Here is a 17,516-nt window from a genome sequence, read left to right as displayed (position 1 = left end):
AGCAAACTATTTCAAAAGATACTCATCTTTATGATATGTTACCTATTGACTTAGCAGTTTGTGCTATGGGGGACTAGCCAATTATTCATAAAGGTAGGCAAGATTATTGTGGACCTTAGCGTTTGAGATAACATTTACAAATAAATAGATGTTGGGAGAGAGTTCTTAATGAAAAAAGTGGTCATAGTCTATTCACAACCAAGTTGTCCACCCTGCCAAGTTGTGAAACAATTTTTAAATCATCACAACGTTTCATATATTGAGGAAGACATCAGCGTTGATACAGATGCTCGCGATAAATTAGTTAATGAGCTTCTATCAACCTCAACTCCTACAATTACTGTCGATGATCAAGTTGTGGCAGGCTTTGATTTAAAAAAGCTTGAAGAGCTTTTAGACCTTCGAGAATAAGGAAAAAAATGCAGAAAAAAAGCTTGGTGACCAGCCAAGCTTTTTCTGTTCTATTAAAAGGGGTTTGGGGAAAATCGAGAGTTTTATGACTAATCAAATTCCTTATGAACAAGAACTTAATTGATTATCTTTCTCATTTATAATGATAATGATTATCAGTTTCAATGTCAACTGTTTTTAGTATTTATTTTTAAAAATTTATTTTATTTGACTTTATTTTTTGTTAAGCAATTTAAAAAGAACTAGAAAATTCATCATTCTCCATCATTTTATATTCATTTGAAACATTTTTAGTTTGCATGTAATACCAGCTAAAAAAAGATATGCTTTTTAATTCTTTAATATACTGATTAAAAAATGTTACTGTATTTTCTATATCAAACTGATTTAATATCTTTAATTGATTGCTTGTATTCTTATTTCTTAATTGATGTTCTGTACTTGTCGTTTGTATTACATCATTCTCCACTTTGTCATCAATTGGAGTTTTTTGATCTTCTATCAAAACAGGTTCATTTGTTTCATTTTCAATCGAATATATCTTCCAGCCTTCATTTGTTTTATGCATTTTCACTACTTCATAATGGTCATCATATCCAACTGGTCCTTCTATAGAAGCAGGGAAAAATTCATAGATGATACGCTCATCTCCTTGTTCTATTACTTTCGTTTTTACACCATACGTAAAAAAAGGAATTGTATAGATTGGGAAGTCTGTTCCATACACGATAAATTGACCATCTAGCGGATGAACATTTTCATTTATATATTTTTCAATCAATTCATCCTCGAAATAAGTTGATAAAATTTGTTCGATTTCCTGTTTTGACCTAATTTTTTCAGTTAGTGAGATTTGTGCATCAAATGCATTTTGGAGGTAAATCAGTACCTCATCTCGAGATGATCCTTCAAGTTTTTCAGCTAATGTTTGTTGAGAAAATGGAAAAATGCCAATAAAAAGGACAATACAACAGAGCAATCGATTTAGTCTCAAAGAACTCATCCTTTCTTTATTTACAACTTAGGACAACCATTTCTTCATCTTTATTCATTTTAACAATTATTTTCAATAAAATGCTGAGCAACCGTTCGTAAAATAATCTAAAAAAGCGACAATATTTGTAGGCTCCAGAAATTCTCCATCCAGTTCTCTATTATTTATCTACCCAATAAGACGATTTACTAATCTGTGTTGTTTCAAATTCTTACAAATTAGTTGTATAAATATTCTTTTTAAGCAACAAAAAACAGCGGACATGTCCGCTGTTACCAAGAAATCGAATAGGCTAAATAAAAAATATAGGCTAATGAAACTAATCCTGCGATTACATATGCAAAAAAAACTGGGTTACGCATATATGGATGATCTTGAATTTTCTCATTAATTTGTGTATCCAAATTTGATTTCCTCACACTAACAAGCCTTCCTACCCTAAATGTATAGATTAAACTTATAGCTAAAACCAATAAAGCAATTACACCAAGAACCATCGTAAAATAGCTCATCTTCGTGTCACCCCTTTTATTTATAGGATGACTCAAAAAACTGCAAATATGCTTTTGGTTTACTTTACCGATTTTCTTCTAAATATTAAAGTAAACCCTCTTGGTCATATAAAAACTCATAGGATAAATCTATAAAAAGATAATGATCCTTGTTTAATGGATACGAAAAGGTACGGATCAAATCTCCTTTTTCAATATCACTATACACATCACTTAGAAAGCCCTTTTTATTAAAGCGCATCTTCATAATATTTGCTAAAAAATACGGACGCCAGCTCCAATTATTCAAATAGTATTGGGGTTGAATTTCCCAGCCATTTTTTTTATAAATATTCACCGATTGCTGGAAGCCATCCTCATCACATATATAGATTCTAAAACAGCAATCATCTAATTGAATGGAAAGTTCCTTCAGCAATTGATTATAATCGTCATATTGCTTTCCTATTTTCGATAAAAGCTGATGAATTCTTTGATGGAAGTTTTCTGTAAAATGATAAAGTCTTTCAAGCTTCTTTTTTTCAGCAGAAATATAATATTGAAATTCTTGTTTCAACCTGTCTTTACATTCATCTCGATTAATAAAATGACTCTTTGGCTTATTTAAAAAATACCCTTGATAATACCTACCACCATTTTTCCATGCATATTGTAGCTGAAAATTAACTTCTACATCCTCATATAAAAGGGTAGCACCAATTTTTCTCGCTAAAATTGAAATTGAATAAAGTACATCATAATAAGATTGGGAAGGTGATGTTAATCTTAATGGCTGTAAATCAATTTTTAAAATATCCGGAGACAGCATACCAATTCGATCTAAGTTGCTACTTGCCTTTCCAATATTATCAATCGCAATTTTTATTCCGTATGTTCTGTAATATGTTAAAAGGTGATATAATTGTTCCGTATCACCTTTAAAATTATGCTCGGTAATTTCAAGAACTATTTGCTTTAGTTTTAATCCAGAATCTTGCATTTCTAATAATATTTGAAGGAAGCTTTCACCATGATCAATCATCAGTAAATTTGCGTCGCGATTAATAAAAAGCAGAAGTTCAGGGTCCCTCAACATTAAAAATTCATCAATCGCAGTATGTACTATATAGTCGTCAATTTCAATCCGATATTCATCTGGAACATTTTCATCTTGAAAAAATGGTCCTAAACTGTGAATTTTTCCATTATCCTCGATTCTTCCTAACACTTCATAGCCGATTACTCGTTGTTCATCCGCACTGAAAATTGCTTGGTAATATGGTATAACCTTATCTAAATTCGTCAATACATCTAATGGATCCATTGCAATCCCCTCACCTATATCTATATAGAGTATGTATGATTATACCATAAAATAGGCATGTTAAGTTGGATAAAACTACGTTTCCTCACAAACGATTAACTACTTATCTTCTCAAAAATTCTTAGCATTTTTCTCCATAAAAAAGAAACAGGCAGCGAACCCATTTCTTATCTGTATATTAAAAAGGAAATTGATTCAACCATTGTCCACCATCCATCGTGATACATTCTCCATTGATATAAGCAGCATCCTTTGATAAAAGAAATGCGGCAAGCGCGGCAATTTCTTCAGGTGTACCAAGTCGTCCAAGTGGTACACTATTAAGAGTTCTTTTTGCAGCTTTCTCTGACTCCCATAATTTTTCAGCTCCACCAGTCCTCTCGATAGGCCCTGGTGCTATAGCATTTACTCTAATACCATATTTTCTCCCCCATTCAACTGCTAAGGTTCTAGTCATAGACAAAACACCAGCTTTTGCAGCAGCTGAGTGGATTACTCCCGCACCTGCATTCCAGGCGTATGTAGCAACCATATTCAAAATGGCACCCTTCATTTGTTTTTCAATCCAGTACTTTCCAACTGCAGAACTGCAATAAAATGTCCCATTTAACACAATATCAATGACTGACCTCCACCCATTATTCGATAGATTTTCAGCTGGACAAATAAAATTCCCAGCGGCATTATTTACAAGAGCATCAATTCTACCAAATTTTTCATCGACAAAAGTTATCATTTCAGAGACTTTTTCATCATCACGAACATCCAGTTGATAATGGTATACTTGTCCTTCATACAACTCAATTTCTTTTTTGGCTGCTTCTAGCTTTTCTAATGTTCTACCGAGAATAACAACCTTTGCTCCATCAGCGGCAAAACGTTTTGCCATTCCTTTCCCCATCCCATTAGATCCACCAGTAACAATGATGACTTTATCCTTCACCATAATACCCCCCGCCTAAAATGAATGACCATTCATTTTTATTTTACCATATTTTATCACTTTATTCTATTAATAAAAAGTCAATTAAATGACAGTTCCGATTTTAAATAGAAGTCTTAATTTAAACCGTGATATACTTATACCAATACTAGTACATTTTAAAGTAGGTTGTACTTAATATTAATAAAATAAGGCTTTGTTAAAGATCACTATTGATTTTTGCACTTTGTTGATTGGAGTGGATATGTGAGACTCATGCAAGTGCAAAGCACCGAGGAGGTTCCTGAACCGCCCGTGAAAAGCGAACTCCAAAACGTAAATCAACAACCAAGTATAACAGAGCCTAAAATAACAAAATTGAGAGATACTCAATTCTTAGATAAAACTATGGAGAATGGTTGGTAATCATGACAAAACAATATTCAAGAAGATCTTTTTTAAAAGGTCTTCTTTCCTTTTCCTTTGCTGGCATTTTTACTGCAGCTGGCGGTTATACATATGCTCGATATATTGAACCATCCTTATTAGATATTACAAAATTTTCGATCATACATAAAAAAATTCCAAATGCGTTTAATGGTTTTAAAATTGTCCAGTTTAGCGATACTCATTTAAGTAGTTTCTTTACATTAGACAGGTTAGAGACAATTGTAAAAAATATTAACAATCTTTCTCCTGACCTTTTATTTTTCACAGGTGATCTGATGGATGAACCAAACCAATATACAGAAATTAATAAAATAGTCCCTATCCTAGGAAAATTAAATGCTCCCTTTGGAAAATACGCAGTTTATGGAAATCATGATCATGGTGGTTATGGAACTGAGATTTACAAAAATGTCATTAACATGTCAGGCTTTACCCTTTTACAAAACGAAGTAACAAATGTTTCGATGATTGATGGTAGTAAAATCGGAGTTGCAGGTATTGATGATTTAATGTTGGGGAAACCCAGTTATGAAGGTACACTTGGCAATTTAAACAAAGATCTCTTCAACATCTTATTAGCGCATGAACCAGATGCAGCATTAGAAGCTAAGAGATTCAATGTGGATTTCCAGTTATCTGGACATAGTCATGGTGGACAAATACAGGTTCCATTTTATGGACCTCTTATTACACCTCCGTATGCTTCCGTTTATCCAGAGGGTATGTATGATGTGGATGAAATGAAGCTATATGTGAATCGTGGCTTAGGAACGACAAGACTCCCGTTTAGATTTTTTTCCGTTCCTGAAATATCACAATTCACGCTTTATTCTGAGTGATTTATCAGTCATAGAAAAAAACTCATCTTATTCAATTCAAGTGCAAATTTGAATTGAATAAAGTCGAACATCATTAAGGATAGAATAAAACTAGCTGAACATATGAATCCAAAACTCACGTCTGCCACATTAAGTTCAAGAAAGCTGACACACAGTCAGCTTTTTTGATTTTCCCTATTTAAAACTTCAGGATGGACCGGTTTGCTAAATAAATAACCTTGCCCTTTTTGACATTTCATCCTTGAAAGAAACTCAAGCTGTTCTTGTGTTTCAATACCTTCTGCAACAACAGAGAGATCTAAATGATATGCAAGATGCAAAATCGTCGTTACAATTGCTTCATCCTTTTTGTCATTCAGTACATCTTTAATAAATGATTGATCTATTTTCAAGGAATCAATTGGGAACTGCTTTAAATACATGAGTGAAGAAAAGCCTGTACCAAAATCATCAACAGAAATCATGACTCCTAAATTTTTAAGTCTCTGTATCATCACTAATGCTTCCTCAGCATTTTGTAATGCACCCTCAGTAATTTCAAACTCAATATGTGCGGGGGTAATTGAATAAGTGTTAAATAAGGATTCGATCATATCCACTAGGTGTGGCTGCTGGAATTGTTTTGCCGATAGATTTATGGCCACAATTGTTTCCGAAACACCAGCTTCATTCCATTTCCAAAGTTGCTTACAAACTTCCTCTATTACCCATTCACCTATTGGAATAATTAGTCCTGATTCTTCAGCAATTGGAATAAACTTTGCAGGTGACATGATCCCAAGTTCAGGGTGTTTCCATCTTAGTAAGGCCTCATAGCTTACAATCTCACCTGAAGCTAGTTCAATTTGCGGCTGATAATACAAAACAAGTTCATCATGTTCAACTGCTCTCCGTAGAGCTGTTTCTATCAAAAGTAGCTCATTTGTGTTATTTTCCATTTCTTGTGCATAAAACTGATAGTCTGCTCGACTCCTTTGCTTCACATAATATAACGCCTTGTCTGCCATAGTTATTAAGACATCTTCGGTTTCACTATCATCCGGAAAAATACTAATGCCAATACTTAATGAAATAAAATAGAGAATTTCATTTATATAAAAGGGCTCCTTAAACATCCGAATCATCTGCTCAGCTACACATTCAGCACCATTACGGCTAGTATTTTGTAATACAACAATGAACTCATCACCACCATATCTATACACATTAAAATTTTGGTGATTGATTTGTTCAAGTCTTTTACTAACCTCAATTAATAGCTTATCTCCGCTGTTATGCCCAAGCGTATCATTCAACATTTTGAAACGATCTAAATCCATAAACATTAAGACTAATGGCTGTTTGTTTTGTTTACTAAGAGCAAGTAATTCTTTTAAATCTATTTTTAGCGCACTTCGATTTAATAAACCCGTTAGTGGATCATGATATGCCATATGCTCAATTACAGTTGCTTGCTTTGCCTTTTCTGTTATATCTCTAAGAAGTAAAAAGATACCGCTTACCTCTTCATTTGTAATAATAGGTACTGTTTTGTAATGAACATTCATATTTTTTTTAGCCAATAATAGGCTCGCTTCTCCCTCTGAAGCTATGCCCTTAACTGTTTGGTCAAATGATTTGTTAAGAACGCTTTGGAATTCATGCTGAAATAAATCAAAGATACTTAAGCCAATTAAGCTATTTTCAACATTCATCATAGAAATGGCTGATGGATTTACAGATCGTATTTGTCCTTCTAAATCTAGTGAAAAGACCGCATCCATATTATGATCGACAAGTGATTTATACATTTGCTGACTTTCAACTAGCAAAGCTTTTTCATTCATTCGCTCTGTAATATCTCTTGTTACACCTATAATATAAACAACTTCTTCTTTCTCATTTAAGATCGGTGTTAGAATCGTTTCACCGTAAGTAAACGTATCTTTTACAACTTCCAATTTATCCTGAAAAGAATAAGGCTGTTTTTGCTCACGTACAATAGAGTACTTTTCATGTAGATGATCGGCAATCTCTTTTGGCTGCAGATCATAAAATGTTTTCCCACTGTACTTAGATCCAAACTTTGCATGTTGGATCCCAATATCATTCACAAACAAATACGTGAACGAATCATCATTTTCTACCTTCATTATAAAAATTAAATCTTTAATATGCTTAAGAATAATCTCAAAAATGAATGATTCAATTTCAGTAAACTTTTTATCATTATGAAAATCTTTTTTTATTAAGTTAAGAAAATTGTCCATCCTTCTATATCCTATGTCTTTCTCCAATTTATATTTTAGTAACATATTTTATGCTTATTATAGTATCACAAAGAAAGATTCAAATCATAAGAATTTATATAACGAGATTTATTGAGGTGTGGAGTTAACTTCTATTAAGAATGTGATAAAGTAGCAAGTAGTTTCCCAATAGAAATACCTAGAATGCCTCCGCTTATCGTTAATAAAATATATAAAAGAAATAATAGATATTGTTTTTTTTGAATGAGTTGAACTGCCTCAACACTAAATGTTGAAAAAGTTGTAAATCCTCCACAAAAGCCTGTAGCAAAAAATAATAAAATTTGATCATTGTTTACTGTTGTTACACAAAAACCAAGCAAAAGTGAGCCGATTATATTAATGATAATAATTGAAAGTGGTAACTTCACTTTTTTAGTTACTGTTTGCAATAACTCCCCCGCTAAATATCTTACGACAGCACCTACTGCACCACCTAAAAGTACACTAACCATTACTCAAACCCCATTCTTGTGAGAATCCCAGTAGCAATCTTCATACCAAGCATGGCAAAAAGAAGACTTAATATTATGGAGCAAAACATATAAATAGCTGCTTGTTCCACCGGTAAAATAGTCAATTCTAAGCAAAAAGTTGACATCGTCGTAAACCCTCCACAAAAACCTGTACCGAGCAGTAACTTTAACCATTCCTTTTCTTTTCGTTCTATTAAAAAGGCGGTTATAAAACCGAGTAAAAAACTTCCTAAAATGTTTACAAATAAAGTAGAAAAAGGCCCAAATTGATGTACAAAAGAAATGATATATCTCAATAAAGATCCGCAAGCTCCACCAATTGCAACATAAAAGCTATTGATCAATTTTTTCATCATTCTTAACTTCCTCATTTCCTTAACACAATGATAAATCTTTTATGATTATCTCAAAGTCACGATATTTTTCAATATGTAAAATTAATAAGACTGTTTATAAAAAACATTGTTGCTATTTACCAAGTAATGCGGATTGGTTTATTCCAGTGAGATGCTCGCTTTCCGCGGGGTGGGTTCAAAAAAGAGATAAAAAAAAAGAAGCAGACATCCTTCACTGAAAGGAGTCTGCTTAAATATGTAATACAATTATTCTTCATCATCCATGACCTGATATGCTTTTCCAAATAATAATAATTGACTATCAATCACAGGTTCATTATTGCTTTCCACATAATGATAATTACCGTTTTCATCCTGTTCTCTAGCTTTTACATTGTCAGCTAATGCACTTGCTAAAATACTATTTATACGCATTTTAATATCACCATCAAATATCGGAAATAATATTTCTACTCGTTTTTCCATATTTCTGGTCATCATGTCAGCAGATGAAAGAAAAGTTTTTTCCTCACCATTATGATGGAAGAAATAAATACGACTATGCTCTAAAAATCTTCCTACAATACTTCGTACTTTTATGTTTTCACTTACCCCTTTAATCCCAGGGCGCAAGCAGCATGTTCCACGAATAATTAGTTCAATTTTCACACCAGCATTTGATGCCTCATAGAGTTTCATGATAATGACTTTGTCTGTTAATGAATTCATTTTTGCTACGATTCGACCATTAGCAAATCTTTTGTGAAAGTTTATTTCTTCATCAATAAAACGGATAAAGTCTTTTCGAATGTCAAAAGGTGCAACTGATAAATGATGAAAATCTGGTTTTTCCGTATATCCACTTAAATAATTAAAGAAATTTGTAGCATCAATACCAAACTTTCTTTTGGATGTAATTAAGCCCATATCGGTGTAAATTTTAGCTGTTTGATCATTATAATTCCCAGTACCTAAATGAACGAAACGTTCAATTCTATTATTCTTTCTTCGGACTACAAGTGTAATTTTACTATGTGTTTTCAGGTACGTCATACCATAAATAACGTGACACCCTGCCTTTTCAAGTTCTTTAGCCCATTGAACGTTATTCTCTTCATCAAAGCGGGCTTTGAGCTCAACTAAAACTGTTACTTGTTTGCCCTTTTCGGCTGCTCTCTTTAATGCATCAATAACAGGTGAATCACCACTTACACGATAAAGAGTTTGTTTTATCGCTAATACGTCTGGATCATCAGCTGCTTCAGTAACAAAGTCAACAACAGGTTCAAATGATTCATATGGATGATGTAAAAATACATCCTGTTCAGAAACTTTCTCAAAGATATCTTCATCAGATGCTATGTCACGAGGTGGTTGGGGAATTAATGTTTCATATATTAAATGCTCTCTAATTCTAGCCATTTCCTTATAAAAACCAAATAATATCGTCAAGTCTAAAGGTCCATCAATTTCATACACATCTTTTTCGTGGACTTCAAGTTCTTCAATTAAATATCGTAAAATATTTTGATCAAAACCATTTCGTTGAATTTCAAGACGAACTGCAGAACCCCATTTTCGCTTCTTCAATTCCTTTTCTATCTCTTTAAGTAAATCACGTGCACCCTCTTCATGGATCGTCATATCAGCATTTCTAGTAATCCGAAAAACAGAGACAGAAACAACCTTATATCCTTTAAATAATTTATAAATAAAATAACTTATTATGTCTTCTAATTGGATAAACTGCACTTTATTATTGGATGTTTCAAGTCGGACAAATCGATCTAAAACCGCCGGCACCTGTACAATTGCAGTTTTTAAGCGATTTTCTACAAATTCATCATAATCTTCAATAACGATTGCAAGATTTAAGCTTTTATTTAACAGCATTGGAAATGGACGATATGCATCCACAGCCATTGGGGTTAGAACAGGAAAAATATGTTCATCAAAATAATCTTCTATATTTTCCCGCTGTTCCTTTGTTAAGTTTTCCATCTTAAGAAATTCAATATTTTCTTCATTAAGCTTTGGTAAAAGTACTTTATTATATGTTTCATATTGAAGTTCTACTAGATTGTGAGTTTTGAGAGCAATTTCATTTAATTGTTGTTTTGGAGTCATTCCCGCTTTATTTTCAGGTTTATTAAATCCAGCCTTCACTTGATCCTTGAGTCCTGCAACACGTACCATAAAAAACTCATCTAGATTTGAGCTAAATATCGACAAAAATTTCAAACGCTCTAACAAAGGGTTTCGCTCGTCAAGAGCTTCTTCTAATACACGTTCATTAAAAGCAAGCCAGCTAAGTTCTCTATTGTTGTAATACATTGGACTATTAAGTTCCACCGCATTTTTATTTATTGTTTTCATTCTCTATGCCACCCTTTTATTCGACAATAACCTACAATTACATAATATCATTTACCTTTATTTCAATTGTAAATTTATTGTAAACTTATTGTTATTATTTTGTAAAAAGGAATATTCCGAATATATAAAAAAGAACTTATTCGAATTTAGTTAACTGTTAATGCTAAGTCACGAATAAGTTAATTTCAGGATGATGTATGTTATTTAATTTATTGAAAATTGCACTGTAATTGATTTTTTTATTTGTTTTTCCAAATGCTTTTTCTGTTTTTCTACTTGATAATGCTCAGGTTTCCAATCCTTGTTGCATGTAACTTCTAATAAAAGTCCTTCACCTTTTGCTTCCAATCCAATATGATCGATGATATTTCGTTTTGTTGCATGTAAACTATAAGCGAATTTTATGATTGCTCCTAATAAACGGTATTTAGTTAGCTCTTCCTTCGTAAACCATTGACTATATGGTGTTACGTTTCTTTTGAAAGCTGCCTTACTTGTAAAAGAAGCAATAAGAGCTATGATCAAACGTTCCTTATGAAGCAACCCATCTATTGTTCTGTTTGCTAATAGATAAAAAGTATGTTGACTGCTAGATTCAGAATCTATGTATGATCCGAGATTATAAACAAAGACACCACGTTTTATAAGTTTTGCATCCTCCTTGTTAATTGAAGAATATCCAGCCTTGTTCAATAATTGCGCGATCTTCATGGCACTTTCTGTCACATTGAATACATGATTTATATTAATATTATAGTCTGTTGCTAATTCATAAAAGCTTTCCTCAATGACATTTGGAAAGATAGATAGTCCAAATTCTTTTGTTAGCTCTTCATAAAATACTCCGTCTCTTAATCCTTTTCTACTTAGCGCAAACTTGTCTGTATCCACACAATCCATTAAGCACTTAAATACTTCCATAGCTGGAATTATGATGTCTGCACGATCTTTTGAAAGTCCTTCAACACGCTGCATCTCAGAAAAGGTTATTGATTGTAAAAAATGATTAATTTCGTTAACATCTTGTTTACTCATCATATATTGATGAACACCTGCAAGTGGATAGTCTGTATACTCTTGATGAACTTGCACCATATTTCTTGCACTTCCACCGATTCCAATAATCGGTAGGTTTTTATTCATGATCCAGTCTAGTGTTTTAAATTGATTGATTATAAACACTCTAAGTGAATTCAGCTCTTCCACTGTTGGCGTTTCGTCTTTTACAAATTGTTTCTTTAAAGACAGTGCACCAAAAGGAAAGCTATGATAACTTATTAATTTTCGATCCTCAAAATAAGTGAGTTCTGTACTTCCTCCACCAATATCAATGGTGATTCCGCTTTCAAATGGAGTTGAATTGACTACTGCTAAGTAACCAAAGTATGCCTCCTCAAACTCAGATAAAATCTGCATTGAGAAATCTGTTTCATTCTTGACTCTTGCAAGAACTTCGTTTTGATTTTTAGCTTGGCGAATTGTCGCAGTTGCAACACATTTTACTTCCTCTAGTTGATGATGTCTTGTTACTTCTTGGAAGCTATGCAATGTATTTATTAAAATGTCGATCCCTTTATCCTCTAAAAAGCCCGCTTCTGTTAAATAATTTCGAAGTCGTGCAACAGCCTTTACATTTTGAATTTCTTTTAATCTACCACTTTTATCTCGTAAATAAATGACAAGCCTCATTGTATTTGAGCCAATATCAACAATTGCATACTTTTCTTGGTTCACTTTCAACACTCACACCCTAACTCGATAAAATAAGGTACATTATACCACATTCAAACATAAGGTATACTGTGTTTTTTAAACATTATTAGACATAGTAATTCAGCATTTTAGGAGGGCTTCTATGATTCATATAGTTAAGGCAGGGGAATCACTTGCTATTATTGCAGCGAATTATCGAATATCTTTAAATCAATTAATAGCAGTCAATAAAATAAGCAATCCAAATATAATTTATATAGGGCAACAAATAAACATACCATCCTTACCTAATCCTGACTCAATTCCTTATTCAATTCACATTTCAGTTTCCTCTAAACGTTTAATACTAAAGAGAGAAGGACAAGTTGTAAGGGAGTATCCTATCGCTGTTGGTAAAATCGTAACTGCTACACCTGTAGGAGATTTTGTCATTGTTAATCGGGAACCAAATCCAGGCGGACCTTTTGGTGTGATGTGGCTAAGTTTATCGAAAATCCATTATGGGATTCATGGAACGAATAACCCAGCTTCAATAGGAAAAGCAGTATCACTAGGCTGTATAAGAATGTATAACAATGATGTATTAGAACTAGCATCTATGGTACCAAATGGCACTAGAGTTTTTATTAGACCTTAAGATTTTATTAATATTTTGTAAGTTGCGTATTCAAATTGAATAAAATCCCTTATAATGACAAATGAAGTAATTGATCCAAACTACAGAGCCTTGTTCAACCACGAAAAGCACTTTAAGGGACTTAGGCTAGGCACCTAACACTTCTTAAAGTCTTGCTGCGGGAGCTAAACGATATAGCAATGTAAGGAGCAAACAAATGAAAATTTTTCGTAACCGGAATTTCGTTAGATTATTTTATGCAGCTCTTTTCTCACAAATGGGGACCACAATAGGAAATATGGCATTTGCCTTTTATCTTCTTGACCACTTTAGTCATCAACCTTCCTACGCAACAATGGCAGAGCTTATGTATTCATTACCAACCATTTTAGTGTTTTTTATTGTTGGTGTTGTTGCAGATCGATTTGATCGGAAAAAAGTTGCAGAAAACTGCGACTGGATTAGAGCAGCACTAACAATTGTTTTATTTTGTGCATTGTTCTTAAACTCTGTCCCGCTCGTATTTCTTATATTATTTTTACGCAGTGCTGTAACAAAATTCTTTTTCCCTGCAGAAAATAGTCTTGTCCAAGGGATTTTAAACAAAGAACAATACGCTCAAGCGGCTGGTTTAAATCAAATGCTTTTTAGTATATTCATGGTTTTTGGTGTTGGAATTGGCGCAGCAATTTATAAAACGATTGGGATTCATGGAGCTGTAGCTGTAGATTTTGTAAGCTTCGTTATCTCGGGATTATTAATTCGTTCCTGTAAAATCCCTACATCCGCGAGACTTCCAAATGGGAAACTTGAATGGAAGGATATAAGCCTCAAATCGTCTATGGGTGACTTTAAAGCTGGTATAGCTTATATTATAAAAAACCGTTTGTTAGCCGTTTTAGTTTTTGGTTTTTTCATCTTCGGCATTGTTAATGGTGCCTTTGCAATTTTACCAATGTTTACAATGAAATATGAACTAACACCTGATAATTATGAATGGTATGCATCATTTTTTGCCATATCACTTGGATTGGGTTTATTAACTGGTAGTGGCATTGGTACTCTTGTCGCTTCAAAATTCAAACCATACCAATTAATGGTGTTTCCGATATTTGTTACAAGCTTGCTTATTTTCTTTTTAGGGTTTACCGATAATGTAACAATCTTTTTAATTATTGTCTTCGTAATTGGTACTTGCCTTGGACCAATTAATATAGCAATTGGCGGCTGGATGCCAAAAATTGTCCATCCAAAATTAATGGGAAGAGTAAGTGGCTGGATCGATCCTTTAATGATGCTAGCACAGTCAATTACTTTAGGACTAATTGCACTTCTATTCCCTAAAATAATTGAAACAATTGATTATTTGTATTATGGAATGGCAATTATCATACTTTTTGTTTCACTTTTCTATGCATTTACATTACCAAGATTAAGTAATGCATTTGAAGCTAAAGAAAAACGAGTCCAACGTAATCAACGAACAAAACCTGGTCCTAATATTAATTCAATTTAAAGAAGCTGATGTCTTACTATCAGCTTCTTTATTTTAATCACTAAATTTCCTCTACATTTTACTGACCTACAAGGTAGATATGTTTATGGTTCATTTTTATTATTTCATATTAATACCGAACCAATTCAAAGACATATTCCATACATGGTATGCCCTTTACATATTAATTTGAATCCCAACTCACTTGATTTTCCCACATGAGAAGTTTAAATCAGATAAAAAATCAGATTTTAAAGTGATTTTACAAATCATGCCTAATTACTTGTTGCAATTTACTATTCTCGAAGTATAATTTAAGTAAGAATGGCTCAAACTGAAAGTGTTCCAGAAAAGGAGAGAAACAATGGACGATCATATTCGACTCGATCCAACCAAACAACCAACAACTGAAAACCTCGCACGTGCTATTTATGTAGTAAACCGTCATGCAAAAACCGCACCAAATCCTAAATTTCTTTATGGATTAAAAAAGAAGGCCTTGATAAAGCTTGTTCATGAAGGAAAGGCGAAAAAAGAAGGACTTCATTTTTCTAACAATCCAAAATATAGTAAACAACAATCTGACGTACTAGTATCAGCTGGAGAGTATTTCTTTCATATGCCTCCTACAAAAGATGACTTCGATCAACTTCCACATTTAGGATCCTTGAATCAAACATATCGTAATCCCAAAACACATATGTCACTATCAAAGGCAAAAATCCTTTTACAAAATTATGTAGGAATGAAAGAAGACAAACTCCCACCTAATTCATTCCAGTCTAAAAAAACACGTACATACGAAAAACCAGTGTTCAAAAGACTTGGTGAAAGTTATAGGTGAATAGAAATGCGGAAGCGCATTTTTCAGCCTAGAAAAGCATAAGACGCTCCTGAATAGAAGGTGTTCTTTACCTTCAGTTCAGGAGTGGCTTATGCTCGAAGGGCTAGGCGCTGGAGCTAGACACGAAAACTTGTTGAAAAGTTTTCCATCTTATCTGTAATAAAATTGGAATCGTATTTTTCAGCCCTGAAAAGCATAAGGCGTTGGAGTTAGATATATTATAATTCCAACGATGTATTATTTCTAGTGATCAAAAACCTCCAAACAACTCTTCAATATTCCTTTTAACATCGATAAAATAACTTGGTACCTCTGAATTATCCAAACCATAATATACTGCCTCTAAAAGATTTTGGTAATACCAAGCTTGCTTATCAAAGCCACGATTAAAATAACTCCAAACCTCGTCTCCATGAAGTCTATGTTGTTTCAACAAATCAGAAGTGTTATCTAACTTATCTGCTGCAATCAATGCTTTTATCTCCAATGATGCTGTTTTGGCTTTTTCTATCGTTTCGTTTTTTCGCTCTTCCCATTCTAATGATTTATTTTCTGAATTTGCTAAAACAAGCTCCACTACCTCGTTGCCAAATAAATTCGAAATTTGCAACTTTGTTACTTTTGTATCCTCAATAATATCATGTAAATAACCTGCAGCTACTACATTATTTGAAAAGCCTGCATTGAATAATGTTAAAGCTACATTCTCAAGATGCGTAAAATATGGAGTGCCACTTATTTTTCGCAGTTGACCTTGATGAGCCTTTTCAGCAAATTTTTTTGCTTTTGTAATAATCATTCCTTCACCCCAAAAAAAGCCACAAGAACCATTATCCCAAGTGGCTTAAAAAATTTTATTTATATAACGAATTCTCTATAGGATTAATTCATCAATTTTAGCTATGAGTTCACCTATTTCTGGTTTACTTATTTGTGAACTTGCCCCAACAACTTCACCTTTATGGCGCAAATCATTAGTTATGAGAGATGAAAAAATGATAATAGGAAGAATCATTAACGATTGATCATCTTTTATTCGTTTCGTAAGATGATGACCATCCATTTGTGGCATTTCAATGTCTGTTATAACTAGCTGTATCTCGTCTTCTATTGCCTTTCCTGATTCAATAATTGAAAGTAAATATGATAAAGCATCTTTACCGTTCTCAAAGAATTCAATATTTTGGAACCCTGCTTCGTTTAATGTCTCTTGTAAGAGCTTTCGTAATAATGGTGAATCTTCAGCAACGATAAGCTTTTTGACAGAGCGTTCTCTTGTCCCTAACTTTTTCACTTGCTCAACATTAATACTAGATTCAGGATTAATATCAGCAACGATTTTCTCAAAGTCTAACATTAACACCATTTCATCATGAATTTTGACTACCCCTGTGATCTGACTTTCTAAGCCTTGATAAATGCTTGATGGTTTTTCGATTTTATCCCAAGAAATACGATGTATTTGCGTAACTGAATGAACATGAAAAACAATCTTTGTTTTATTAAATTCAGTTATGATGAATTTATCACTATTCGGATCATCACTGTGGCTGTACCCAAGTGCGTTTGCAACATTTACAACAGGTAAAATCTCTCCACGGATTTCAATTATTCCTTCTACATTAGGATGAGAATGAGGAATTTTAGTTATCTTAACAGGCTGAATGATTTCTTTTACTTTTATTACATTGATTCCAAAATTATTTTTACCTATACTAAATTCTACAATTTCTAATTCATTCGTTCCACTTTCAAGTAAAATTCCTTTTTGTTGGTCCATCTTTTTCTTCCTTCCATGTAATCAACTTTTGCATTGTTTATATCGGCTTATATTTTTGAAACTAAAGTATAATTTTAAAGTCGAGTTAGTTAAATAATAAATGACTAGCATGTCCACTTGTATTTAACGTACTACACATTTTATGTATTTATTTAATATAGT

At 33.0% G+C, this 17,516-nt stretch carries 16 protein-coding genes; 5 read left to right on the top strand and 11 right to left on the bottom strand.

Annotated elements, in window-relative coordinates; translation table 11 throughout:
• Positions 1–168 precede the first annotated feature (168 nt).
• The gene (locus HUW50_RS18490) at positions 169–411 is read left to right on the top strand and encodes a glutaredoxin family protein (protein WP_185653101.1); all 243 of its coding nucleotides are present in this window, start codon (positions 169–171) and stop codon (positions 409–411) included.
• 232 nt (positions 412–643) lie between these two features.
• Here the strand turns inward: HUW50_RS18490 and HUW50_RS18485 are convergent, their stop codons facing one another.
• The 4 genes from HUW50_RS18485 to fadH all read right to left on the bottom strand — a co-directional run bounded on the left by HUW50_RS18485 (position 644) and on the right by fadH (position 4,163).
• On the bottom strand, positions 644–1,405 hold the full coding sequence (locus tag HUW50_RS18485) for a DUF3993 domain-containing protein (protein WP_066330808.1): 762 nt from the start codon (positions 1,403–1,405) through the stop codon (positions 644–646).
• Between the two features lie 272 nt (positions 1,406–1,677).
• Complete coding sequence (locus HUW50_RS18480; protein WP_066330811.1) at positions 1,678–1,917, bottom strand: hypothetical protein; 240 nt, start codon at positions 1,915–1,917, stop codon at positions 1,678–1,680.
• An 85-nt stretch (positions 1,918–2,002) separates the two neighbouring features.
• On the bottom strand, positions 2,003–3,220 hold the full coding sequence (locus HUW50_RS18475) for an EAL-associated domain-containing protein (protein ID WP_185653100.1): 1,218 nt from the start codon (positions 3,218–3,220) through the stop codon (positions 2,003–2,005).
• 178 nt (positions 3,221–3,398) lie between these two features.
• Positions 3,399–4,163 (bottom strand): 2,4-dienoyl-CoA reductase, encoded by a 765-nt coding sequence (gene fadH / locus HUW50_RS18470; protein WP_185654077.1) that lies wholly within the window; start codon positions 4,161–4,163, stop codon positions 3,399–3,401.
• Positions 4,164–4,570: 407 nt separating this feature from the next.
• On the opposite strand from fadH, the gene HUW50_RS18465 reads away from it, so the two are divergent.
• Complete coding sequence (locus HUW50_RS18465; RefSeq protein WP_066330820.1) at positions 4,571–5,431, top strand: metallophosphoesterase; 861 nt, start codon at positions 4,571–4,573, stop codon at positions 5,429–5,431.
• 155 nt (positions 5,432–5,586) lie between these two features.
• Here HUW50_RS18465 and HUW50_RS18460 read toward each other — a convergent pair whose 3' ends face one another.
• From HUW50_RS18460 to ppx, 5 genes are all read right to left on the bottom strand, one after another.
• Positions 5,587–7,680, bottom strand: coding sequence for a sensor domain-containing protein (locus HUW50_RS18460; RefSeq protein WP_185653099.1), 2,094 nt, complete (start codon positions 7,678–7,680; stop codon positions 5,587–5,589).
• A 134-nt stretch (positions 7,681–7,814) separates the two neighbouring features.
• On the bottom strand, positions 7,815–8,174 hold the full coding sequence (gene crcB / locus HUW50_RS18455; RefSeq protein WP_066330823.1) for a fluoride efflux transporter CrcB: 360 nt from the start codon (positions 8,172–8,174) through the stop codon (positions 7,815–7,817).
• A complete protein-coding gene (locus HUW50_RS18450) occupies positions 8,174–8,551 on the bottom strand; it encodes a fluoride efflux transporter FluC (protein ID WP_083964581.1) in 378 nt (125 codons plus the stop codon). Before HUW50_RS18450 ends, crcB begins: the two co-directional genes overlap by 1 nt.
• A 246-nt stretch (positions 8,552–8,797) precedes the next feature.
• Positions 8,798–10,906 carry an RNA degradosome polyphosphate kinase gene (locus HUW50_RS18445; RefSeq protein ID WP_066330826.1) on the bottom strand — a complete coding sequence of 703 codons (2,109 nt, stop codon included), beginning with the start codon at positions 10,904–10,906 and terminating at the stop codon, positions 8,798–8,800.
• Positions 10,907–11,110: 204 nt separating this feature from the next.
• A complete protein-coding gene (ppx, locus tag HUW50_RS18440; RefSeq protein ID WP_157094377.1) occupies positions 11,111–12,640 on the bottom strand; it encodes an exopolyphosphatase in 1,530 nt (509 codons plus the stop codon).
• Between the two features lie 121 nt (positions 12,641–12,761).
• On the opposite strand from ppx, the gene HUW50_RS18435 reads away from it, so the two are divergent.
• The 3 genes from HUW50_RS18435 to HUW50_RS18425 all read left to right on the top strand — a co-directional run bounded on the left by HUW50_RS18435 (position 12,762) and on the right by HUW50_RS18425 (position 15,574).
• A complete protein-coding gene (locus HUW50_RS18435; RefSeq protein ID WP_066330829.1) occupies positions 12,762–13,256 on the top strand; it encodes a L,D-transpeptidase family protein in 495 nt (164 codons plus the stop codon).
• A gap of 196 nt (positions 13,257–13,452) precedes the next feature.
• Positions 13,453–14,751 carry an MFS transporter gene (locus HUW50_RS18430; protein WP_066330833.1) on the top strand — a complete coding sequence of 433 codons (1,299 nt, stop codon included), beginning with the start codon at positions 13,453–13,455 and terminating at the stop codon, positions 14,749–14,751.
• 343 nt (positions 14,752–15,094) lie between these two features.
• On the top strand, positions 15,095–15,574 hold the full coding sequence (locus tag HUW50_RS18425; RefSeq protein ID WP_066330836.1) for a YkyB family protein: 480 nt from the start codon (positions 15,095–15,097) through the stop codon (positions 15,572–15,574).
• Positions 15,575–15,824: 250 nt separating this feature from the next.
• Here HUW50_RS18425 and HUW50_RS18420 read toward each other — a convergent pair whose 3' ends face one another.
• Positions 15,825–16,373, bottom strand: coding sequence for an HD domain-containing protein (locus tag HUW50_RS18420; protein WP_066330839.1), 549 nt, complete (start codon positions 16,371–16,373; stop codon positions 15,825–15,827).
• 75 nt (positions 16,374–16,448) lie between these two features.
• Entirely contained in the window at positions 16,449–17,354 is a 906-nt protein-coding gene (locus HUW50_RS18415) for a chemotaxis protein (RefSeq protein WP_066330842.1), read from the bottom strand.
• Between the last annotated feature and the right edge of the window lie 162 nt (positions 17,355–17,516).

Origin of the sequence: Metabacillus sp. KUDC1714 (genome assembly GCF_014217835.1) — a bacterium.
GTDB lineage: Bacteria > Bacillota > Bacilli > Bacillales > Bacillaceae > Metabacillus > Metabacillus rhizosphaerae.
The sequence above is the reverse complement of the archived record's forward strand: the minus strand, read 5'-3'. Positions and strand labels throughout refer to the sequence as shown.